The following is a 22,563-nucleotide window of genomic DNA, read 5'->3' on the forward strand; positions in this document are numbered from 1 at the left end:
CTTATAAATTGTTTTCAAAGAAGTTATGTTCAGATAACATGCAGTAACTGTAATGGATGGTCTAAAAATGGAAATTAAATTATAGTTGTAATATTCCATTTCTCAACTAAAAAAATTGCAGGGTATCAGAATTTATTACAATAGGGGGTATTTATGAAATTATGATAAAAATACAGGCCTTTTATATTCCTTCTCACATAAATCCATATTTGTTGGAACGTCTTTTTAAATTAGTGGATCTAGATAAACAAAAAAAAATCAATCAATTTACTTCAGTCAAAGATTCCTATCGATCATTAATAGGCGATATCGCTATAAGATTATTAGTATGTCAAAAATACCACATTAGTAACAACAAAATATTCTATCAATATAATAAATACAACAAACCTAATATAGCTCTGAATCCTCCATTTTTTTTTAATATTTCTCATTCTGGTGATTGGGTTGTTGTCATTAGTCATACATCAGAAGTTGGAATTGATATAGAAAAAATCCAGGACATAGATATAAATATTTCCAGCAAGTATTTCACTTATTTTGAACATCAAAATTTGCTATCATGTAAAGAAGAAGATAGAATACCATACTTCTTTGATTTATGGACACTAAAAGAAAGTTATATCAAATTTGTCGGAAAAGGTTTATCTATACCGTTAAATTCTTTCCTTATAGAGAAAACTTGTTCAGAACAATTTAAAATCAGAAATATTCACGAGAATTTCGACAATATTGAAAATGTATTTTTCAAGCAATATATTTTAGACAGCAACTATAGCCTTTCTGCTTGTGCACCAACACCAAATTTCCCTAAAGATATTGAAATTTTCACCATAGATGATTTGAAAAGCTTAATTCTTCGACTAGAAAAATAATATATAAAATGACAAATCACTAAATATTACATGTAAAATAGATAAAACATATTAAATAATCTATTTACTGACGATTAGATTATTTAATATGTTTTGTATTCAAAATAAACATGAAGTCTTTTAAAGTTTCTGTAGTCCATTTAAAAAGAATGTACTTTTTAAATGGACTACATGTTATATAAGTATTTATATATAATAAAGTAAATTTATCCAAAACCAATGTACCTTTTTTAAATAACGAAAAAGCCATATCACATGGTATTTCTAAATAAAGTTTGGCAACATTGTTTTTTGTTACCAATAATGAGATAAGATAGAAGTGTGCAGTGACTCTTATAACACTCAGGGATACGAAAGGTTACTTTCGTCGTAAAACTAACAAGCTCCTCTTCAAGCTTTACTAAGTAGCGAGTAGTTTACTTACGTCTATTCTTTTTCCGGCCAAATTTTCGCGTTTGGTTCTAATAACCACTTGTGGTCTTCCTCCATAATACGATCATTCCATGGATTATTCTCAAGATGTCGAATCATCCAACAAAAATACATGGCATATCCAGGCGCGGTTGCTTGTGGATGGTCTAACTCACCCGGAATTGTAATAAAGCTATTATGTACAACGCGATATGCATCCTCACCAACCATTGCACATCCAAATCCCTGTGGCTTATTAAAGCGATAATAATATACCTCAGGTTGATCATGGTGATGTGGTGGATAACTGGACCATCGCCCTGGATAAGAAATAACTTCTCCTACTACCATATTAGAATATACTGCATTGTTATAGTCAAAAATCGTACGAATGACACGCTGTGCAGTGCCCTCCCATACTCCTTCTCCAGCCACAACACTTTGACACTCATTTGGCGTATATAACTTAGAAGCAAATTCTTGATCATTATCCGTTTTTTGAACAAGCACTTCACTATCTGAAAGAGCAGTAATTGTAACCTTCACATTTTTAGATACATGTAAACACCAAGGGTTTTCTTCAAACACAGACTGTCTTTGAATAACTTGTTCCATTCCTTCCCACTCTAAACGTATTTTCCCTTCTAGTACAAGTACTGCCGTTTCATTTTTATTATCAAATAGCAACTCTTCTTTCCCATTAGACATCTTATATATGCCTATATCCATTAACATATCACTGCATTGACCGTTCATTTCTGTTAATACATTATATCCTTCATTTAATTCACCTAATTTTCCTAACATGGCTTTCTCCTCCTTTTATAAAATAGCTACTCAATCATTCTCTACTTTTGTCAGTTCACTACATTCCGAGTTTCTTCTAACTATCAATGAAGAAAGCTTTTCTGATTATGCTCTGTTTTCATTTCCGAATATTTGCATATGACTTTTAACATTTTCGTATGCAGCCTCAATAACATCCTGGTGGTACGTAAAGTAATCTGAATACGGATTATTTAGGACTGTATTGTTAACAGCAGTAATTACATTCTGAAATGTGGCTGTTGCTACATTAATTTTTCGAACACCATGTTGAATACATTGCTTGAAATCCTCTGGACTAATGCCAGAACCGCCATGTAAAACGAGTGGGATATGGACTACTTTATTAATCTCTTGTAGGCGGTCTAATCGTAAATTAGGATCTCCATTGTACATACCATGCGCATTTCCAATTGCAACAGCTAACGCATCTACGTCTGTTTCTTCTGCAAATCGCTTTGCTTCTGTAGTGCTTGTCAGCAACATTTCAATATCTTCTAATCCGTCCTCACTACCACCAACTCTGCCAATCTCAGCCTCTACCGTCGCTCCATACTGTTTCGCAAGTTCTACAATTTCTTTTGTCTTTTGGATATTCTCTTCTAACGGATAGTGAGAGCCATCAAACATAACCGAGCTAAAACCAATCTCTAACGTCTCTTTAATCTTTTCAAACGTCATCCCGTGATCAAAGTGAACTGCTACTGGAACAGTTGCTTTTTTCGCTGCAGCTACCATCAAAGGACCAATCATATGAATTGGCGAATGATTCAAACGAACTTCCGCAATTTGTAGAATAAGCGGTGAACTTAACTCTTCAGCTGCTTTGATAGCTCCCATTACCATTTCCATATTAGCGATACTAAAGGCTCCAACCCCATAATTCTCTTGATTTGCTTTCATTAAAATATCTTTCATTTGAACTAATGGCATTACATACTCCCCTATTTCAATATTATTTATTATATGTAAAACCAATCGTCACGTCTTTTTACCCCTTTTGTAAGAAGACATGTTGATTACTATACCATTTACTTAGGGATAATCTTAAAATGCTTAAATTACAGCCCTGCTTTTTCTTGTATAAATTTTCGGGCTTTTAATGCGTATTCAAAAGGATTCGCCAAAGCAGGATCTTGCTCTGCTTCTACCACAAACCACCCTTGATAATCAGAATTTGCAAGGATAGTAAACACTTCATCAAATCCAATTACGCCATCCCCGGGAACTGTAAATGCCCCATTCTTCACTGCCTGTAAGAAGCTCAATTCGTTTTCCTTTACAACATCTACTACTTCTTGACGAATATCTTTTAAATGTACGTGTTTAATACGAGGTAAATATTTCTTCAAAATATAAAGTGGCTCTTCTCCTGAAAAAACAAGATGACCTGTATCAAAAAGCAGAGATACAAGCGCTGGATCAGTCATGTCCATTAACTTTTCAATTTCTGCCGTTGTTTGAACACCCGTACCCATATGGTGATGGTATACAATATGTAGCCCCTTTTCCTGAGCTAATTTACCGAGGTGATGTAATCCATCCGCAAGCTTATCCCACTCTTCTTCTGTAAAAACAGGCTTATTTTTAAATAGTGGTACATCCATTAAACCTTGAATACTATGCCCTTGCTCTGAAACAACGATGACTTTCGCACCCATGTCATGCAAGAAATTCCTATGCTTAATAAATTCTTCTACCGTCTCTTCAAGCGGCTTAGTTGTTAAAAACGTACTAAACCATGCACTAGCAATCTCCAAGTTTCGTAATTCCAAAGATTTTTTTAATACAACTGTATTTCTCGGATATTTATTACCTACTTCACTTCCATTAAATCCAGCTAGTGCCATCTCACTAATACATTGTTCAAACGTATTTTCTGCCCCTAGCTCCGGCATATCATCATTTGTCCAAGCAATTGGTGCAATTCCAAGCTTAACTGTATTTTCTTTAAACATCCCCTTGTCTCTCCTCTTTACAAAATGTGATAGAATTTCGCCAAATTCTCTTAACTGGTTATTGAAAAGAGAGCTTCCTAATCAATATGCATGTAGATAAAAAGCTCTCTTTGTGTCCTAATCTAATAAGATCTTGCCTGTTGCAAGTTACTTACTTTACTCTCATACGCAGCTTGTACATTTTGATTATTAGATACTTCTGCAACACCTACATGCCACCATGACTCGTATCCATTTGTCATTGTTTTTGGTAGTACTTTAATATCAATTAATGTAGAAACTGTTTGTTTTTTCGCATCGATAAGCGCTTCCTGTAATTGTTCTAGTGATGTAACATGATATGTTTTCACACCATAGCCAGCTGCGCTAGCTGCAAAATCAATTTTCATAATTGCCCCGTCTAATTTACGAGTTTCCTGGTTTCGGTAGCGAAACTCGGTTCCAAAGCTCCCCATTCCATTGCCCATTTGTAAGTTATTAATGCAACCAAATCCGGAGTTATCAAACAATAAGACGTTAATTTTTCTGTTTTCTTGAAGACTTGTGACAAGCTCAGAATGAAGCATCTGGTAACTACCATCCCCTACCATTGCATATACTTCCTTCGATGGTTCAGCTAGCTTTGCACCAAGTGCGCCCGCAACCTCATAGCCCATGCAAGAGTATCCATACTCCATGTGATATGTATTTGGTTTTCTTGATGCCCACATTCTTTGTAAATCACCTGGAAGACTTCCTGCCGCTCCAACGATAATTGCATCTTCATCCAGTAATGTATTGATTTGTCCTATGACTGCAGTCTGTGTTAATTGTGTACCAAGTGCGTCTACATACTCATTTAACTTTCCATCGAAATGGCCTTCTACTTCTGGTGTGAAATCTTGACCTGTAAAGCGAATATTATGTAGACGTGATAATTCTGTAGACCAAGCCTCTTTTGCATCTTCAATTTCTACTGTGTAACTAGATCGATAATCCATTACTTGCAGTTCATCTATTAGAGCAAGTAGCGCTTCTTTCGCATCCGCTATAACCTTTAATGCATCTAGCTTATTCGCATGGAATTCTGAAATATTGATGTTTAAAAACTCAACTTCTTCATTTTGAAATAATTGTTTAGATGCCGTTGTAAAATCAGTAAATCTCGTCCCGATCCCAATAACAAGATCCGCTTCCTTTGCAATTGTATTAGCTGCTATATTTCCAGTTACCCCAATGCCACCAAGATTATATGGGTGACTACTTTCAATTGCACTTTTTCCAGCCTGTGTTTCTCCAAATGGAATGTGGAATGTTTCAGCAAACTGTTTTAACTCTTCTGCCGCTTCTGCGTATCTTACACCACCACCGCAAATCATAACTGGTTTTTTCTTTCTCTTAATCATTTCCACTGCATCCGCTAAGCTGGCTTTTGTAGGTAGACGACGTTCAATACGGTGAACACGCTTTTGGAAGAAGTAACTTGGAAAATCCCATGCTTCTCCTTGGACATCTTGTGGTAAACAGATTGTTACAGCTCCTGTATCTGCCGGATTCGTTAAAACACGCATGGCTTGAATCATAGCTGTCATCAATTGTTCAGGACGATTTACCCGGTCCCAATACTTACTTACTGCACGAAAAGCATCATTCGTAGAAATAGATAAGTCATGTGTTTGTTCAATTTGTTGAAGAACAGGATCAGGCTGTCTCGTTGCAAATACATCTCCTGGAAGTAATAAAACGGGAATATTATTTGCAGAAGCAGTTGCTGCAGAAGTAATCATATTTGCTGATCCAGGACCAACAGAAGAAGTACATGCCATAATTTGTTTTCTATGTTTTTGTTTTGCAAAAGCCATCGCAGCATTTGCCATTCCTTGTTCATTTCTCCCTTGGTAAACTTCTAATTCCCCTGCGTCTTCTTCTAAAGCTTGACCCAGGCCTACTACATTCCCATGACCAAAAATCGTAAAGATTCCCTTAATAAACTTTTCTCTCTCTCCATCAAACTCTACGTATTGTTGATTCAAAAATTTCACCAATGCTTGCGCCGTCGTCATTCTAACAGTTTGCATATGATTTTCTCCTTTCTATCTCTATCAGTCATTCTGCATATGAAAAAGGAGTATTAGGAATTTGATAGACTCCTAATACTTCCTTCTTATCTTTTACTACTTCCCTTGCTTTTGCTTACAAACAACTAGAGAGGTTCTACTTCTCTCTTAATGATTACTTTTCCCAACGTGATGTAAGCATTTTCTTTCTTGTATAAAACTCAACGCCGTCCGTACCGTTCGCATGAAGATCACCATAGAAAGAGTCTTTCCAGCCAGAGAACGGGAAGAATGCCATTGGCGCCGGAACCCCAACATTCACACCTAACATACCTGATTCAATTGTTTCACGGAATTGACGTACACTTGCCCCACTATCTGTATAAATGCAAGCGCCATTTGCAAAACGAGACTCATTCGCAATTTCAATCGCTTCATCCAATGATTTCACACGAACAATAGATAAAACAGGAGCAAAAATCTCATCTTGCCAGATCTTCATTTCTTTTGTAACATGGTCAAAAATTGTTGGACCAACGAAGTAACCAGCTCCTTTTACAGCTGTATCTTCACGTCCATCACGAACTAATGTAGCGCCCTGTTCTACACCTGAATCGATGTAACCAATTGTGCGCTCTTTATGGTTATCACGAATAACTGGACCTAAAAATACATCTTCATCAAGACCATTTCCGATGACAATTTTGTTCGCTTCTTCTACTAATCTATTAACTAATTGATCTGCAATATCTTCTTCTACTGTTACTACAGAAGCAGCCATACAACGCTCACCAGCTGAACCGAATGCAGCACTAATAATTTGCTTTGTTGCTAGTTCAAGATTCCCATCATGTAATACAATGGAATGGTTTTTCGCACCCGCTAATGCTTGCACGCGTTTTAAGTTTTCTGTTCCTTTTTTGTATACATATTCTGCGACAGGTTGAGAACCTACAAACGAAATTGCCTTCACTAATTTATGTTCCAGAAGACCGTTTACTACATCGTGAGCGCCATTTACGATATTTAATACACCTTTTGGTAAGCCTGCTTCTTCAGCTAATTCTGCTAATCTTCCTGCTAGAAGTGGTGTACGCTCTGAAGGTTTTAATACAAATGTATTACCACAAGCAATTGCAAGTGGGAACATCCAGCATGGAACCATCATTGGGAAGTTAAAAGGTGTAATGCCGCCTATAACACCAATTGGGTAACGATACATACCAGACTCAATACCTGTCGCAATATCAGGAAGCTGTTTTCCCATCATTAATGTCGGAGCACCCGCTGCAAACTCCACGCACTCAATACCACGAAGAACTTCACCGTAAGCCTCGTTATAGCTTTTTCCGTTTTCAATCGTAATCAGTTTCGCTAACTCTTCCCAGTTATCTACTAGTAATTGTTGATATTTAAATAAAATGCGAGCGCGTTTTGGTACAGCAGTTTTAGACCAAGATTTGAACGCTTCATTTGCTGCTAATACAGCTTGTTCAACATCTACTTTTGTTGAAAGTGGTACTTGAGCGATTACTTCTCCTGTTGCAGGATTATATACAGCTTCCATCTTAGTTGAAATGGATTCTACCCATTCGCCGCCAATGTAGTTTTTTACAATTTGTGCTGTTTGTACTGTCATATTCATTCTCTCCCTTTTATGTAATGTAGAAGCGTCCGATAGGATACGCCCTTACTTGATTATTGATTTATGAAGTTTTTATACCAATTCCTCAGCCGTTTCCATGAATGCAGAAATCTCTGCCCTGGTTGGCATTGCATCAGAACAGCTATGTTTAGAAATAACAATTGAAGCAGAAGCGCCACCTAATCGCATCGCTTGAGGAATCTCAAGCCCTTGCATTAAGCCGTAAATAAACGCAGAAGCATACGAATCGCCAGCACCAAACGTCTTTAATACCTTTGTTTTAAAGATACCGCCTCGGTGAGATTGACCGTCTCTCGTATAAGCGATTGAACCATCCCCGCCGTGCTTAATTACGACGATTTTCGCATGATGAGAAAACCATCTTTCAGCCGTAACTTGATCATTAGATTGTTCGTAGTTTAATAGTTTTTCCATCATATCGAATTCTTCACGCGTTCCAATAATGACATCAGACTTTTCAGCCGCTAGATTGTAATACACAGCCGTTTCAGCTTCTGACTGCCATGTATAAGGGCGGTAATCCACATCAAAGAATACGACTACATCATGCTTACGCGCATATTCTAGCGCTAAAAATACCGCCTCGCGAGAAGGACTTTTCGCTAAAGCTGTTCCTGAAATTAAGAGAGCTTTTGATTGTTTAATATAGTCCTCAGATACTTCTGTTGGATCAAGATTTAAATCGGCGACATTGTCGCGGTACATTAAAATACTGCAATCTTCAGGGCTTTTAATTTCTGTAAAAGCTAGACCTGTCACTGAACCTGTACGATCAATACATATCTGATCTGTATTAATATTGTTGTCCTTTAGGTATCCTGTAATAAAGCGGCCCATTTGATCATCGGACACTTTACCGATAAATCCTGTTTGTAAGCCAAGACGCGCCGCACCAATTGCGATATTCGCAGGAGATCCCCCCACATACTTAGTAAACGTTCTTGTTTCTTCCATAGGACGTTGTGTTTCATTGGCATTTAAATCAACGCATAAACGTCCAACTGCAATTAGATCTAATGGACAATCTTCTTTAAAAATAAGTGGATTCATTGCTACTACCTCCCGTGCTTTATGTAAAGGTAAATGATATGGTTCAGAAATTTTATGGCCATACTATTTACCACTCTTTAACTTTTTAGAAGTAAGCGCTCTCTTTATTGATTTAGAGCAGGCTGTTTATGCTCAATTTGAACAGGTTTTCCTGTTAGTAAAGATTCCTTCGCAGCTTTCGCAATTCGTTCTGCTTGTAACCCATCATTACCACTGCAAATAACAGCTTGTCCTTCTATAATTGACTTTGTAAATTGTGTTACTTCTTCAATGTAAGCCTGCGTATAGCGCTCTAAGAAGAAATAAAGCGGCTTATCTTTTACAACACCTTCTGTTTTTGACACTTGTACTGTTGTCGGGCAGCAATTATCAGCAGCGACTGCTCCTTTTTCACCAAATACTTCAAGACGCTGGTCATATCCATAAACAGCTTGGCGGCTATTATCAATTACCCCTAAAGCTCCATTCGCAAATTTCAATGTGACAATTGCTGTATCAACATCATTTACTTCCTGAATGGATGGATCAATTAATGTTGTGCCATATGCAAATACTTCAACAACTTCACTATTCATCACATACCTAGCCATATCAAAATCATGAATCATCATATCCATAAACAATCCACCTGAAGAACGAACATATTCTATACTTGGCGGTTGTGGATCTCTAGACGTAATTTTTAAAATATGTGGGTGTCCCACTTCTCCTTGTTGAATAAGATTATAGACTTTTCTGAAGTTAGGATCGAAACGGCGGTTAAAACCTACTTGAAGAGATACTCCTTGTTCTTTTACTACTTCCAATGCATCTAATGTTTCTTCTACTGAGAAACTAACTGGCTTTTCGCAGAAAATATGTTTTTTCGCAAGAGCCGCTTCTTTAATAATTTGCGCATGTGTATTTGTTGGTGAGCAAATAAAGACAGCATCAATTTCTGGATCTGCTAATAAATCCTGATAGTTTGTAGTCAGAGTGGAAATTCCTTTATCTTGAGCCCACTTTTCTAGATGACCAATTACTACATCTGAAACCGCTTTAATTTTTACTTGTGGCATAAGCTGCAAATTATCAACATGTAGTTTCCCAATTCGTCCAGCACCAATAATCCCAATTTTTAAAACGTTCATATGATTTCTCCCTCTATATTAAAATTTAAGAAACGAAATGAAAGTCTATAGGGTTTAGCGTATCAAATCAGTTAAGCGCTTTCCCTATTTTTCTTCATTATACACACTTGATTCTAAATTGAAAACATTTTTATTTTTTTGAACACTCCCCTTTTCATCCGAATTTTAAGTTCCCTCAATAAACGTATTACATAAAAATAAAAAATAATAATTAGAAATAAATCATCTAAAAAGCTATAAATATATTCTTTTAAAATACTGATATAACAAAGAAAACCAAGCCTTTTAAATAGTAACCCCCATCTATAAGGTATTTCTTTCTTTTCATACTCACTATTATTTTATTGTCCAATAAGTAAATAGAATGCCTCTATAAAAGAAAGTTGTAAATTGTCAAAAAATTTAATTGACGACCTCATAATGTAAGCGTATACTTTTTTTATCAAAAAGAATTAAGCGCTTAACCAAAAATAACTTATCGGTGGTGGGAGAATGAACGCTATTAGTTCAAACAAAACATTTATGGACAGGATTGGGATCCCTTCTAATTTAACTTGGGGATACATAGGAATTATTGTTTTTATGATTGGGGACGGGTTAGAACAGGGATGGTTATCCCCTTATCTCGTTGAAAAAGGACTAACGCTAGAACACGCTGCTTTCTTGTTTACTATTTACGGAATTACTGTATCTGCTTCTTCTTGGTTTTCGGGGGTATTTGTACAAATGTGGGGACCAAGAAAAGTCATGACGTTTGGTTTAGTATCATTCATTTTAGGTTCAATCGGGTTCATAGGTATAGGAATTCAACATATGAATTATCCCGTAATATTAATTTGCTATGCCCTACGAGGGTTCGGTTATCCTTTATTTGCTTATTCTTTTCTAGTTTGGGTATCTTACAGTACTCCTCAACAAATGCTTTCAAGAGCAGTTGGCTGGTTCTGGTTCGTATTCCAGCTGGGGCTTAGTGTTATAGGAGCCTTTTATTCTAGCTATATGGTTCCTAAAATCGGAGAAATCGCTACATTATGGAGTGCTTTAATTTTTGTTGTCGTCGGTGGATTATTCTCAATTGTTGTAAATAAGGATAAATTTAAAGCACAAAACGTAAGCGCTAACAAATCAAGTGAATTACTAAAAGGCATTACCATCGCATTTGAAAATCCTAAAGTTGGTATAGGCGGTATTGTAAAAATTATAAACTCGGCCGCTCAGTTTGGATTTGTTGTTTTCCTACCTACCTATATGATGAAATATAATTTTACGATGACTGAATGGCTTCAAATTTGGGGTACTCTATTCTTTGTAAATATGGTGTTTAATATTATTTTTGGTATTGTTGGAGACAAGTTTGGTTGGGTAAATACAATTAAATGGTTCGGAGGAGTCGGTTGCGGAATTGTAACTCTTGCACTCTATTATGTGCCACAAATGGTAGGACATAATTATTGGGCGATATTATTTGTTGCCTGTTGCTATGGAGCAACACTTGCCGGCTATGTACCTCTTACCGCGTTAGTCCCATCTTTATCTCCTGAAAATAAAGGAGCTGCAATGTCTGTCTTAAATTTAGGTTCAGGATTATCAGCATTTGTTGGACCATTAGTAGTAACTGCCTTCATCGGGCCATTAGGTGTTGGTGGCGTAATGTGGATCTTTGCTGGTTTGTATTTCTTTGGTGCATTTTTAACCCATTTCCTTACTATTCCAAAAGAAAATGAGATGGAGCAGGATTTAAATACGAAAAGCGGTGAGCAGTTCTCTGTATAAACCCTATATAAAAGAAGGTCATCCTAACTATACTTAGTTACGATGACCTTCTTTTGTTACATTCAAATAGGCTTATGAAAAATCTATCATGTAATATCCTTTACTGAGGATCGCTCTACTAACTGAGGAATAATTGTAATTTTTTGCTTAGCATGCTCCTTCATTTCCATCGTTTTTAGCAGTTGTTCAAACGTACAGGCTGCCATTTGTTTAATTGGCTGTTCAATTGTTGTTAACCCCGGATCTGCAATCTCAGCATAGATTGTATTATCAAATCCGATAATTGATAAATCTTCCGGAATTGAAAGCCCTTGTTTTCTTGCTTCATTCATAAGGCATATAGCAATTAAATCTGTACAAGCAAAAACCGCTGTAGGCCTGTAAGGCAAATTAAGTAATTCCTTACTTGCACGTTTACTATCTTCCACTGTCGAATAGCAGCTAATGATAGCCTCATCATCTAACGAAATCTCCGAATCCGTTAGAGCTTGTTTGAAACCATTCAATCTCCCTACGCTACTTTTTCTATCCTTCTCCAACATAATCGTTAAAGATGTATGGCCTTTCTGCGTTAGATAACTTCCAGCTAGATAGCCTCCCCTCATATCATCAGTTGTCACAACATGAGTCGTGATGGAAGGATGATCTACAGTGAATAGTACAAGTGGTAAATCTCGATTCACGATTTTTTTTACAAGTTTATAATCGTTTAGCTCCGTCGCAATAATAATGCCGTCTACTTGCTTTTTAAATAGTAAATCAATGTATTCGTGCTCACGTTTTGTTTGATGATCTGTACTACATAAAATGAGTGTATACCCTGATTCTCGTGCACTATTTTCAAAAGCTCTTGCTACTTCTGCAAAAAAAGGATTTGAGATATCTGGGACAAGTACCCCAATCGTATATGTTTTTTTACCTGTTAACGCTGCTGCTACACTACTTGGCTGGTAATCTAATTCATCCATTACCTGATTTACTTTGTTTATTGTTTTTTCACTAATACGCCCAGTTTGATTAATTACCTTGGATACAGTCGCTATTGATACACCTGCTTTTTCCGCAACATCATAAATTGTTGGTTTCACTTTAATTATCCCTTCTTAATCATCTTTTTCTATATTTTATCATAAATATATTTTGCTTCTTGGTACACAGGAGGAATTTTTTAATGAATTTACCGGAAGAATTCTCCTTCCTCAAGCGTGTGAAGGGCGATAGCCAAACGGTAGGTGGGAGATGAATTTCGGTTTGGCATAGCAAAAAACTTTTGATAAACTAGCTATCTGAAGTTCTTTGATAGCTTGATATAGGAGGTTGCAGGAAGAAAATAGAGTGCGAAAACCAAGCTATTCGGTAACTGCTTAAAATATCAACCGTATACAGGGAGCGTCCAAGCGTTGGACTCTAGACGTAACGCTCAAGGAGTCGAAAGGTTTCTTTCATCGTGGAGCTGAGAAGCTCCCAATTCAAGCTTTGCTAAGTGGCAAGTAGTTCACTAATATCTCTAATAATTACATTAATAAAAATAAAGAAGAGTCCTGTATTAACAGGACCCTTTTTCTATAGTTTCAACATAATTGTTCCTCAATTTATAAACATAAAGGAGATGGTTTTATACATGATCCCTTAGAAGAAACCGAAAAGAGTTTCTTCTTTGTTAATATAAATTGAAACTAAATTAGATTTTCAAAATATCACCAATCAATTTAATCTCTTCTCCCTCAATAACTATCCCATCACCATCTTTACAAGCATAAATCTCCCTATTTTTCAACTTAGAATAATCTTTTAATAAATCTAAATATTTCCCACTTTGTTCCTCGCTCCAATGAGGCATAAAATCAAAATCTACAATACCTAGGGACTCTCTATCCTCTAGTCCTATAATATCCTCGTCTAAAAATTGGGCTGTATCAATACTTTTAGTTGTTATTATACTACCAGCACTAACACCAATCAAAACCCCACCATTTTGCAAATATGATTTTAATGAATGCAATAAATTTCTTTTTCTTAAGGAATATAAAAAGCAGAATGTATTTCCACCAGAAAGATGTATTCCATCATAATTAAATATGTCATTAACCTTTCTTTCATCGTATTCTTTGTCTAAATCAAAATATTTCACATTATTAATTCCTAAATATCTATAGTATTTAACTACATAATTAAAATATTTTCCTGTTACATCTGAAGATGCTCGAAGATATGCTATTGAAGGATTTTCTTTATTTAACAACCTTAAAAGTTCATAATCCAATTTTCTATCTTCTTGTACTTGATCACTGTATAATACTATTTTTCTCATTAAACTCCCCCCTATTTTCTAATCAATAACTTATCAATTTTGAATTTTTGAAATTTATTTTTGACCTTTCTCACAAAAAAATAATACCAATTTAATATATAACTTTTTTAGTATCTCTTAAGGTACATTTCCTAAAAGCGGTATTCCATATCTGGACTCGATAATTCTTTTTTTATCATATTCTTTTAAAATGAATTTTAAATAGTCTATTAACTAAAGAGATAGACTATTTAACGGATTTGATTTATTTTTTATGTGTCAGTCCTGAATGTTTAATCACACATTCATTTTTTAAAATTCCCTAATCACTCCATTATCTCATAGGCTTTAAACAGGTCTTCAAGTTCAATATTATTCATAGTTTCATCTACGGAAATCATATATGAGGTAATAACTGATGAAACTTTTTTAGCAAGTTCTATTCTTAATTTAAGAGATACTCTACCTCCATAATCGATAAGCTCATTAATTACTTCTTTATAGTCAGATGGCGATGTTATTAAAGCCGTACTTAAAAATACTTTTCTGGCACTATGACACATAGTAGGCCCTCCAACATCAATTAATTTTCTTATTTCTTCTAGTTCTTTATAATCTTTCATATAATGGACTGAATTCTTCCCTTTTCAATTTCTTCAAACTTGCTATAAGAAGATTCCAGTGATTTTTTTACAATTTCCATTCTTTTTGAATATACTATTTCATTGGTTAAATCTATTAATTTCCCCCTCATAACCTTTTGCCCATAGACATAAAGAATAAGTCCTAAAACGAAATACATTAACAGCTTAATCTTTAACGCATTATTACTTGTTACAGTCATATTAATAGTGAAAATTATAAGCGCATTATCAAAACCACTAATAACGCTTTATAGATAACAAAAATATTCCCTTATCGTTTTCTTTTTTGAAAAAGCTTATAAATACTAAGTATATATACACTAACCATACACTGGTAAATACAAAATAAAGTGCAACTTCAACACTATTAGGAAGCCATACAAAAACAAATTCCCAGGATACTCCTCTATAAAGGATATATGGAATTAAATATATACAGTAACTTATTCCCAGCATGAACAGAAAAGAAAAAACAAGCTTTAATAAACTCTTTTTTCCATATGTATTTAAATGCCTTTGTTTATTTAATATTGCTTTTAATGTGAAAAATAATATGCTTAAAACTATTAAAATTGAAATACATATAATTACACTAGCTATTGTATCTGCGCCTTTATTTAAATCTATTATATTTTTATTGTAAGTGCCCTCTTCTAAAATCTTATTAATACCTTGACCTATAAGTTCTACATATTGTGAGTTCGTATTACTTAGTACTGCAACCCCGACTTTATCCTTAGGATTAAATACTATAAATGAAGAATAGTTAGGATTATTCCCGGCATGTGAAATTTGATTTTCACTCTTTGGATAAATGAACCAACCACTAGCATAGAATGATCCATCACTTAATGGTCTAACTGTACGATTGGCCTCTTGAGATTTTCCAACTATGTCTTTATCAAATTTCAAATCATTTAAAGTGCCCAGCTGAATCTTAAGCCACTTAGCCATATCTTCAGCACTGGAGATAATATACCCAGCCGGCTTATTCCCTCTATACACAGGTGCATCATATACATCATTTTTTAAGAATTCGAGTTTATACCCTTTAGCGATATATTCATTAACAATCTCATTTTTATAAAGATAAGTATTATGTAAACCCAATGGCTTTAAGACATTTTCTTCAATATAGCCTTCATAAGATTTCCCTGTCACTTTTTCAATAACCAACCCTAAAACATCATAATTTATAGTTGCATACTGGAAATCCCTACCTGGTTCACTATCTAATTCTATATTAATTAAGGTTTTAACTGTTTCTTCAAGTGCATTATCTTCATTAGAAACTGGTATCTTATCTATCGTTTTAAAAGGTATACCACTTGTTTGATGTAATAATTGTTCTATAGTTATTGAAGCTTCCTTACCTTTATATTTAACTTTTAACCATGGTATATATTTAGTTACTTCATCTTCAAGTTTAATTTGTCCACTTTTTTCTAAATTAAAAATTCCTAAAGCAGTAACTGCTTTACTATTAGATCCTATTTCAAACAAGGATTTAGAAGTAACTGGCTTTTTAGCATCTATATCTGAATATCCGAATCCTTTTTGATACACAGTCTTATCGCCTTTAACTAAGGTAACTGCTAGTCCTGGAACCTTACCTTTATCCATATTTTCTTCTATAAACTTTTCTATTTTTAGTTTTGTATCATTTGTTAATAAATTTATCTGTTCAACCTCATTGTCTAATGCATATCCCTTAAGTGGTAATACAACTATACTGAGAAAAACACTAAGTATAACTAACAATTCTCTTAAATTTTTCATAATAATATACCCCTTGCGTAACTTCTAATTAAACAATGCATCTAAATCTTCTTGTGAAATTTCTACAGCATCAAAATCCGATGGGGTGAATTCCTTGAAATCCTTTTCTATGCACTTATCTAAAATTACCTTCAAAGTATTCACATAACTTTCAATAAACCTTTGGATTGTTTCATCTTTAAATCTATTTTTACTGTAGATAATATTTATCTTTAGTGCACCATTTACCACCATAGCCTCTAAATCCATTAGTGCTGTCAATGAATTATTCTTGTCACTATCTAACGCAAATTCAATGTTGTTTAGATTTAATTGGTTCTTATCAATTATATTATCAAAACTTCCAAGATAATTGAATCTTATATACTTGACTTCTTGTTCTTTAAATTCCCTATTTAAAAACTTAAGAATGCTATAATTAAATCCTTTATTAGGTATGTTTCTAAGTTGTTCCTTTAATGATTTAATTTTATCCTCTATCTCCTCATGATCCACCTTAAAATATGCAGGGTACATACTTGTAAACCATCCAACAGTTCTAGATATGTCAATTTGACCATTTATCAACTCTCTTCAGTGTCTTTCAAGTTCAACTATTACTTCAGTTTTATCATTTTAGCCAAGAAGACTCCTTCCTCAAGGAACGCGAAGTGTGTAGGTGGGAGATGCATTGGCTTCGAACAAGGGATGGCAGGAAGTCATCTTAATTGTTCGACATGCAGAAAGTGTTACTTCACTATCCACCGAATGTACGTTCGGTATATAATAGTCATATACCGAAATGGAGGTGAATCAAATGATAATTAATAAAGCCTTTAAGTTTCGTATCTATCCAAATCAAGCACAAGCAATTCTAATTAATAAAACGATAGGTTGTTCTCGCTTTGTATTCAATCATTTCCTATCCCTATGGAATCACGCATATAAAGAAACTGGAAAAGGTTTAACATATGGTACATGCTCTGCCAAACTCCCTGCCATGAAGAAAGAGTTTATTTGGCTCAAAGAAGTGGATAGTATTGCGATTCAGTCGTCTGTTCGCAACCTTGCGGATGCGTATACACGATTTTTTAAAAAACAAAATAGTGCCCCGCGTTTCAAATCCAAGAAGAATAACGTACAATCTTATATCACAAAACAAACAAATGAAAACATTGCCGTTATAGGAAGCAAAATAAAATTGCCAAAACTAGGTCTTGTTCGATTTGCCAAAAGTCGTGAAATAACGGGACGTATTGTAAATGCTACAGTTAGACGGAACCCTTCTGGTAGATATTTTGTGTCATTATTAGTTGAAACAGAAGTACAAGAACTTCCGAAAACACATTCTTACATTGGAGTAGATGTAGGACTAAAAGATTTCGCCATTTTGTCAGATGGAACACCCTATGAAAATCCGAAGTTTTTCCGATCATTAGAAGATAAGTTGGCGAAAGCACAGCGTGTCCTTTCTAGAAGAATGAAAGGATCTTCTCGTTGGAATAAACAACGAGTAAAAGTAGCTAGAATTCATGAATACATATCAAATGCTAGAAAAGATTACTTAGACAAAATCTCAACTGAAATCATCAAAAACCACGATGTTATCGGTATAGAGGATTTGCAAGTATCAAATATGTTAAAAAATCGTAAGTTAGCAAAAGCAATTAGTGAAGTATCATGGTCACAGTTTCGAACCATGTTGGAATATAAAGCAAAATGGTATGGCAAACAAGTCATTGTCGTATCGAAAACATTTGCTTCCAGCCAATTATGTTCTTGTTGCGGATATCAAAACAAAGACGTTAAAAATCTAAACCTACGTAAATGGGACTGTCCTTCTTGTCGTACACACCATGATAGGGATATTAACGCAAGTATCAATATAAAGAATGAAGCAATAAGGCTTCTAACCGCAAGGACTGCGGGGTTAGCCTAATCAATTAGAGTTCGATAGAACTCTTTACTTAGGAATCCTCCACTTCTAAACCAAGTGAAAGTGGGGGTAGTTCAAGCCTCTTTCAAGTCCTAATGCACACCTTAAAAATAGCACTTTTAAAAAGTGCTATTTTTACTTTGCATGTCATCCATCCATGTATAAGGATAATAAAACTCTTTAATTTTATCTTTAGAAAGGCAATAACCTCCCATCAAACAGGATGATAGAAGGTTATTAAAGTCATTTAAAATTTGTTTTTTGTTTTAATGTTTTCAATTTTAGCAAATCATACTATTGTTTAATTTGAGAAGCAAATTTTAAAAACAAACTTCTTTATTTCAAGATCATAATTTTTTCTTTTACAAATACCGCAAACCTCTCCAGGTCACCTTCCTCAATTAAATTCATCACTTCACGTTCGCCATCATGAAAAAAAATGATTTTCTTTCCTGTTAATAATCCTTTTTCTACATCTATTGAATTAATTTTGGCATAATTAAATACTTTAAACGTTTCACTCCCTAAATATTTTGTATAAAAACACATACGTTCATTTGTAGCGACCAATATCCCTTTTCTTTGACTACCCATACCAAATACTTGATATTGAAACATTCCATATAGGCTATTTTCAATAATCTCATTTTCATTAAGATGTGATTGTACCAATGTCATAGCCGTTTTTATATTTTTCATGACAACTCCTCCTGTATTCTCCCTTTATTAACTATAAGGATATTAGAATATCTATATTTTCATCATACAGGATAAAGAGTTTAAATTCCAATTAATACCACTTTTTAGAAAAACTTTATTAACTGTGAACAATCCTACGATGAATTGAGATTTTAACTTTTGAATATTTTATTTAATCCTTACTAATAATATAAATAAATTGGTACCAGCCAATCAGTATCCATAATAAATCTCTCTTTTTTTGAATTCTTCCTGTGGCAAGGCGGCTATTTTTTATAGCTGCCTTGCTTGAATTAATTATAAATATTTACACATACTATTAGCGGAATGCTTGAATCATTGTCATTGAAAATGTTCAGCACTTCCGCTCCTTAAGAGAACAGTCTACGCAACTGTTCTCTTTCCTATTTCCTTTTTCACAAATATAATATGACAAGCATTATTAACTCCGCTACAATCAATAGCATCTCAACATTCTCAACGTTTCCTCAACAATTTCACAATATTTTTCATGGACAACAGCACACTTTCTCAACAGTTTTAATATCTTAATATTAAATACTGAAAGGAGATGTTGAAAAATGACTTGGTTCATTATTTTAGGATTTATGCTTATTTTAATAATAAGCGGTTTTCATGCACATAGTATTCATATCATTTTCAAAATAGGTTCAGATACAAAAGCTGTGCCAAGTTGGTCTTTCGTTAATAAAATAAACTTCCAAACATTAAAAGAATTAATAAAAGGACTAAATAAGGATAAACTTAAAATCCTTACAATAGGAGAACTTGTTATTCCTTTAAGTTTCTTTAATAGATTATTTAGCAAAACATTAATTTTTCTATTCCTATTCTTTTACTCTCAATACTTAAACTAACGTAATATGAGATGAGTTAAAGAATAACAATCACTGCGCGTAGCAAGCCAAAAATCGATCGTCTATGATGAACTGGACCTGAAGAATTAAACAAAAAATTATGCGGCTGTTTGAATTTGAGTCCGGTATTGTACTGGACTCATTCCTTTTAACTGTACTTTGATTTTTTTTTCGATTGTAATGAACTATATAATTATCTAATACTATCTTAATCTGTTCCATACCTTCGAATTTTGTAAGATAAATTACTTTTGCTTTCTCTTGTTCTGTAATTCCATCTCTTTTTGAACGAAGGCCTTTAACTTTTTTAAGTAATCGACTTCTATACGTAAACATTCATTTTCATCTTTTAATGCCTCTATAGCCTCTTCAATAGCTGCTTTATCTAACTTCAATCTTGTATTTGTAATTCCCATAGCTGGATCCCCTTTCTTCTTTTATATAGGAAATCCATGTCTTTTAAATCATATATTTCCCTTCATCTATGAACCATTTCAATGAATTCCTTAACAAAAACGATTCATTTATTTCCTTCGTATTTAATCTATTTCTAAACATTTCAGATATATTCTTTGATAAATCCCACTATATTCATTCCATATTTTTCTCTCCTAAATGAACCGTAGTACATATTATCCACAACATATTTATAGGTTTTTATATTATTTTTAACAAAATCTACTTACATTTAAATAGACATACCACTTTAATCTGTCAACTCCACCTATATTGATAAATATAAAAAATCGGATTTATTCGACAATTCAATGACTTATAACAGGAAAATATATACATTAAATAAAACCTGATATATCTTTAGTTTGTAAGTTGTAGTTAGTTGGCCAACTTTCCATACAATTTAATAATTTAAAATATGGGGGATCTAAAATGAATCAAATATTAAGAAAAAGTAAGAAAAAAATGATGTATCTAGTTGGTTCACTTCTAATTTCTCTATCAATGTTTTCAACTACTAGTTTTGCAGCTACAGAAGGTGCTGTAAAAAGTGTTACAAATAGTACCTATACTGGGATTGCAGCTGATATAAATCTACCAAAATCAGTTGTTGTTAAAGATGGGTATGTGAATTGGTATTTAGGTATTGGAGCATCTAAAGTTGAGGGTGGTATTTCCAAAACACCAAGTGGATATAAAGTATTTCTAAATTCAGGATATAATGAATCAGGTCAAAACAGTAAGTATTGGAACACACAGTTTGATGCGTCAATTAAAGATGGTGATCGAGTGAACCTTAAAATTATTAATAACGGAAATGGTACGGTTACTATGTATGTAAATGGAAATCCTAGATATGCAAATCAGCCTGTATATGGCTCATTTTCTCAATATGAACCAGTAAAAATGGTTCAGGGGGTTGAAGATACTGGACGTAATTCCTTTAGCCAAGCTAGCTTTTCAAACGTACTTCTAAGAACAGATACATCTGGGGCTACCTACAAAAGTTGGAACGGTTCAATTTCTTCCTCATTTTCAAGACACGGTACTTATGGTAACAATTTCACAGTTTATTCTCAAGTACCATTAAGCGTAAGTTTACGCTAAAGGTGTTATTTGAACCATAATATTTTTGAAAAAAGTAGTTGCACTTGCAGCTACTTTTTTTATATAGGGTACATTGTAATAAATATTTGTGCCAACATAAATACTATCTATCAACTTTTTCAAAAATAAGCTGTTTATTTAAATGTTATGTACAAAAAAACTAGAAATATTTAATTATATGTTTTTTATAGATTAATCAATTCATTTACTATTTCTCAAATTCATCAATTTCAGCTTTACGCTTTAAAAATATTTCAATATCTTTATTCACTCTTTCCATTAAACCAAGAGCATGTCTATCATTTAAAGCTAATTCTTTATAACCCCATATATATTCTATTGTTGTCGCTTTACTATGTTTATGATCTGCAAAATACCATCCTAAAGGTTGTAAAGGATTCGATACTTCAAACAATTCTCCAGGGTACCATGAAGGTAAGTTTTCATTTTCTCCTAAGATTAGATAGTCTAATTCTCCATTGAATAAACTAATACCATAAACCACATATTCCTTATGGATTTCTAAATTTATTATTGAATCTCTATTATATCCTTGTTTTAATAACTCCTCTGAAAATGTATCTCCTGAATTTTTTATACACATTATTTTCATATACAAGCTCCTATCATCAAAAAATTAGTTTTTAAATTTAAAATTAACAAAATTAATATAATAAAAACCGTAGAAAATGATTATTTCCCACGGTTTTTGATTAAAATTCTCTAATATTAATGGCAAAGTGCGGTTTGAATCTCACTTCTATCGCTTTTTTTTCTTCAGAGCACTGAATATGAAGTATATCATTACGGGTATAGACACGTTCTACAGATTCCATATTAACATCAAATACACACCCTTCATTATAAGAAAGACTTAAATTAACTGTATTCTCATAAACTGACATAATCATTATTAATTTAAACCCTAATGAATCAATTTTGCGATATAGATACACACCTGCACCTTCAATTAAAAAGTCTTCTGGTTCACTCTCGAATAGCTCTAAAAGTTCGTATTCATCATATTTAATATCCACTATTTGTACCAACCTTTTGCAACGTAAAATATTA

At 33.8% G+C, this 22,563-nt stretch carries 21 protein-coding genes; 5 read left to right on the forward strand and 16 right to left on the reverse strand.

Features of this window, described 5'->3' with window-relative positions:
• Positions 1-161: 161 nt before the first annotated feature.
• Complete coding sequence (locus FS802_RS16515) at positions 162-875, forward strand: 4'-phosphopantetheinyl transferase family protein (RefSeq protein ID WP_144525184.1); 714 nt, start codon at positions 162-164, stop codon at positions 873-875.
• Between the two features lie 426 nt (positions 876-1,301).
• On the opposite strand, the gene FS802_RS16520 is transcribed toward FS802_RS16515, so the two are convergent.
• The 7 genes from FS802_RS16520 to iolG form a co-directional block, all read right to left on the reverse strand.
• Positions 1,302-2,093, reverse strand: a complete 792-nt coding sequence (locus tag FS802_RS16520; protein WP_098655097.1) for a 5-deoxy-glucuronate isomerase — start codon at positions 2,091-2,093, stop codon at positions 1,302-1,304.
• Between the two features lie 105 nt (positions 2,094-2,198).
• Entirely contained in the window at positions 2,199-3,044 is an 846-nt protein-coding gene (locus tag FS802_RS16525; RefSeq protein WP_098720608.1) for a class II fructose-bisphosphate aldolase, read from the reverse strand.
• A gap of 128 nt (positions 3,045-3,172) precedes the next feature.
• Entirely contained in the window at positions 3,173-4,069 is an 897-nt protein-coding gene (iolE, locus tag FS802_RS16530) for a myo-inosose-2 dehydratase (protein WP_098655095.1), read from the reverse strand.
• A gap of 122 nt (positions 4,070-4,191) precedes the next feature.
• A complete protein-coding gene (gene iolD / locus FS802_RS16535; protein ID WP_098655094.1) occupies positions 4,192-6,126 on the reverse strand; it encodes a 3D-(3,5/4)-trihydroxycyclohexane-1,2-dione acylhydrolase (decyclizing) in 1,935 nt (644 codons plus the stop codon).
• Positions 6,127-6,280: 154 nt separating this feature from the next.
• Positions 6,281-7,744 carry a CoA-acylating methylmalonate-semialdehyde dehydrogenase gene (locus tag FS802_RS16540; protein ID WP_144525186.1) on the reverse strand — a complete coding sequence of 488 codons (1,464 nt, stop codon included), beginning with the start codon at positions 7,742-7,744 and terminating at the stop codon, positions 6,281-6,283.
• Positions 7,745-7,822: 78 nt separating this feature from the next.
• Positions 7,823-8,821 carry a 5-dehydro-2-deoxygluconokinase gene (gene iolC, locus FS802_RS16545; RefSeq protein ID WP_016136258.1) on the reverse strand — a complete coding sequence of 333 codons (999 nt, stop codon included), beginning with the start codon at positions 8,819-8,821 and terminating at the stop codon, positions 7,823-7,825.
• Positions 8,822-8,925: 104 nt separating this feature from the next.
• Positions 8,926-9,951, reverse strand: coding sequence for an inositol 2-dehydrogenase (iolG, locus tag FS802_RS16550; RefSeq protein WP_016136257.1), 1,026 nt, complete (start codon positions 9,949-9,951; stop codon positions 8,926-8,928).
• A 492-nt stretch (positions 9,952-10,443) separates the two neighbouring features.
• Here iolG and FS802_RS16560 point away from each other — a divergent pair, with 492 nt between their 5' ends.
• Positions 10,444-11,724 carry an MFS transporter gene (locus FS802_RS16560; RefSeq protein ID WP_016136256.1) on the forward strand — a complete coding sequence of 427 codons (1,281 nt, stop codon included), beginning with the start codon at positions 10,444-10,446 and terminating at the stop codon, positions 11,722-11,724.
• 86 nt (positions 11,725-11,810) lie between these two features.
• Here FS802_RS16560 and FS802_RS16565 read toward each other — a convergent pair whose 3' ends face one another.
• The 5 genes from FS802_RS16565 to FS802_RS16590 all read right to left on the reverse strand — a co-directional run bounded on the left by FS802_RS16565 (position 11,811) and on the right by FS802_RS16590 (position 17,004).
• Positions 11,811-12,812 carry a LacI family DNA-binding transcriptional regulator gene (locus FS802_RS16565; RefSeq protein WP_016136255.1) on the reverse strand — a complete coding sequence of 334 codons (1,002 nt, stop codon included), beginning with the start codon at positions 12,810-12,812 and terminating at the stop codon, positions 11,811-11,813.
• A gap of 593 nt (positions 12,813-13,405) precedes the next feature.
• Complete coding sequence (locus FS802_RS16575) at positions 13,406-14,035, reverse strand: Type 1 glutamine amidotransferase-like domain-containing protein (protein WP_016136254.1); 630 nt, start codon at positions 14,033-14,035, stop codon at positions 13,406-13,408.
• A 305-nt stretch (positions 14,036-14,340) separates the two neighbouring features.
• Positions 14,341-14,637 carry a hypothetical protein gene (locus FS802_RS16580; protein ID WP_048562796.1) on the reverse strand — a complete coding sequence of 99 codons (297 nt, stop codon included), beginning with the start codon at positions 14,635-14,637 and terminating at the stop codon, positions 14,341-14,343.
• 258 nt (positions 14,638-14,895) lie between these two features.
• Positions 14,896-16,437 (reverse strand): serine hydrolase domain-containing protein, encoded by a 1,542-nt coding sequence (locus FS802_RS16585; protein ID WP_016136252.1) that lies wholly within the window; start codon positions 16,435-16,437, stop codon positions 14,896-14,898.
• A 24-nt stretch (positions 16,438-16,461) separates the two neighbouring features.
• The gene (locus FS802_RS16590; RefSeq protein WP_241949967.1) at positions 16,462-17,004 is read right to left on the reverse strand and encodes a condensation domain-containing protein; all 543 of its coding nucleotides are present in this window, start codon (positions 17,002-17,004) and stop codon (positions 16,462-16,464) included.
• A gap of 229 nt (positions 17,005-17,233) precedes the next feature.
• Here FS802_RS16590 and tnpB point away from each other — a divergent pair, with 229 nt between their 5' ends.
• Entirely contained in the window at positions 17,234-18,355 is a 1,122-nt protein-coding gene (gene tnpB, locus FS802_RS16595) for an IS200/IS605 family element RNA-guided endonuclease TnpB (RefSeq protein WP_144525188.1), read from the forward strand.
• 333 nt (positions 18,356-18,688) lie between these two features.
• Here the strand turns inward: tnpB and FS802_RS16600 are convergent, their stop codons facing one another.
• Positions 18,689-19,051 carry a PH domain-containing protein gene (locus tag FS802_RS16600; RefSeq protein WP_016136249.1) on the reverse strand — a complete coding sequence of 121 codons (363 nt, stop codon included), beginning with the start codon at positions 19,049-19,051 and terminating at the stop codon, positions 18,689-18,691.
• Positions 19,052-19,632: 581 nt separating this feature from the next.
• Between FS802_RS16600 and FS802_RS16605 the strand changes: the two genes are divergently transcribed.
• Positions 19,633-19,929: a hypothetical protein gene (locus tag FS802_RS16605; RefSeq protein ID WP_000219733.1), complete on the forward strand. Its 297-nt coding sequence runs from the start codon at positions 19,633-19,635 to the stop codon at positions 19,927-19,929.
• A 245-nt stretch (positions 19,930-20,174) separates the two neighbouring features.
• Here the strand turns inward: FS802_RS16605 and FS802_RS31110 are convergent, their stop codons facing one another.
• Positions 20,175-20,345: a hypothetical protein gene (locus FS802_RS31110; RefSeq protein WP_186367216.1), complete on the reverse strand. Its 171-nt coding sequence runs from the start codon at positions 20,343-20,345 to the stop codon at positions 20,175-20,177.
• A gap of 472 nt (positions 20,346-20,817) precedes the next feature.
• On the opposite strand from FS802_RS31110, the gene FS802_RS16610 reads away from it, so the two are divergent.
• On the forward strand, positions 20,818-21,492 hold the full coding sequence (locus tag FS802_RS16610) for a hypothetical protein (RefSeq protein WP_144525189.1): 675 nt from the start codon (positions 20,818-20,820) through the stop codon (positions 21,490-21,492).
• A gap of 208 nt (positions 21,493-21,700) precedes the next feature.
• Here the strand turns inward: FS802_RS16610 and FS802_RS16615 are convergent, their stop codons facing one another.
• Together FS802_RS16615 and FS802_RS16620 are read right to left on the reverse strand one after the other, a co-directional pair.
• Complete coding sequence (locus FS802_RS16615) at positions 21,701-22,105, reverse strand: hypothetical protein (RefSeq protein WP_098720478.1); 405 nt, start codon at positions 22,103-22,105, stop codon at positions 21,701-21,703.
• A gap of 100 nt (positions 22,106-22,205) precedes the next feature.
• Positions 22,206-22,529: a hypothetical protein gene (locus tag FS802_RS16620; protein WP_016135844.1), complete on the reverse strand. Its 324-nt coding sequence runs from the start codon at positions 22,527-22,529 to the stop codon at positions 22,206-22,208.
• Positions 22,530-22,563: the final 34 nt, after the last annotated feature.

The organism is Bacillus sp. DE0042 (assembly GCF_007680225.1).
GTDB lineage: Bacteria > Bacillota > Bacilli > Bacillales > Bacillaceae_G > Bacillus_A > Bacillus_A wiedmannii.

Coding starts and splice junctions, on each gene's coding strand:
- FS802_RS16515 (WP_144525184.1), top strand. CDS start 162: ATGATAAAAATACAGGCCTTTTATATTCCTTCTCACATAAATCCATAT.
- FS802_RS16520 (WP_098655097.1), bottom strand. CDS start 2,093: ATGTTAGGAAAATTAGGTGAATTAAATGAAGGATATAATGTATTAACA.
- FS802_RS16525 (WP_098720608.1), bottom strand. CDS start 3,044: ATGCCATTAGTTCAAATGAAAGATATTTTAATGAAAGCAAATCAAGAG.
- iolE (WP_098655095.1), bottom strand. CDS start 4,069: ATGTTTAAAGAAAATACAGTTAAGCTTGGAATTGCACCAATTGCTTGG.
- iolD (WP_098655094.1), bottom strand. CDS start 6,126: ATGCAAACTGTTAGAATGACGACGGCGCAAGCATTGGTGAAATTTTTG.
- FS802_RS16540 (WP_144525186.1), bottom strand. CDS start 7,744: ATGACAGTACAAACAGCACAAATTGTAAAAAACTACATTGGCGGCGAA.
- iolC (WP_016136258.1), bottom strand. CDS start 8,821: ATGAATCCACTTATTTTTAAAGAAGATTGTCCATTAGATCTAATTGCA.
- iolG (WP_016136257.1), bottom strand. CDS start 9,951: ATGAACGTTTTAAAAATTGGGATTATTGGTGCTGGACGAATTGGGAAA.
- FS802_RS16560 (WP_016136256.1), top strand. CDS start 10,444: ATGAACGCTATTAGTTCAAACAAAACATTTATGGACAGGATTGGGATC.
- FS802_RS16575 (WP_016136254.1), bottom strand. CDS start 14,035: ATGAGAAAAATAGTATTATACAGTGATCAAGTACAAGAAGATAGAAAA.
- FS802_RS16580 (WP_048562796.1), bottom strand. CDS start 14,637: ATGAAAGATTATAAAGAACTAGAAGAAATAAGAAAATTAATTGATGTT.
- FS802_RS16585 (WP_016136252.1), bottom strand. CDS start 16,437: ATGAAAAATTTAAGAGAATTGTTAGTTATACTTAGTGTTTTTCTCAGT.
- tnpB (WP_144525188.1), top strand. CDS start 17,234: ATGATAATTAATAAAGCCTTTAAGTTTCGTATCTATCCAAATCAAGCA.
- FS802_RS16600 (WP_016136249.1), bottom strand. CDS start 19,051: ATGAAAAATATAAAAACGGCTATGACATTGGTACAATCACATCTTAAT.
- FS802_RS16605 (WP_000219733.1), top strand. CDS start 19,633: ATGACTTGGTTCATTATTTTAGGATTTATGCTTATTTTAATAATAAGC.
- FS802_RS31110 (WP_186367216.1), bottom strand. CDS start 20,345: ATGGGAATTACAAATACAAGATTGAAGTTAGATAAAGCAGCTATTGAA.
- FS802_RS16610 (WP_144525189.1), top strand. CDS start 20,818: ATGAATCAAATATTAAGAAAAAGTAAGAAAAAAATGATGTATCTAGTT.
- FS802_RS16615 (WP_098720478.1), bottom strand. CDS start 22,105: ATGAAAATAATGTGTATAAAAAATTCAGGAGATACATTTTCAGAGGAG.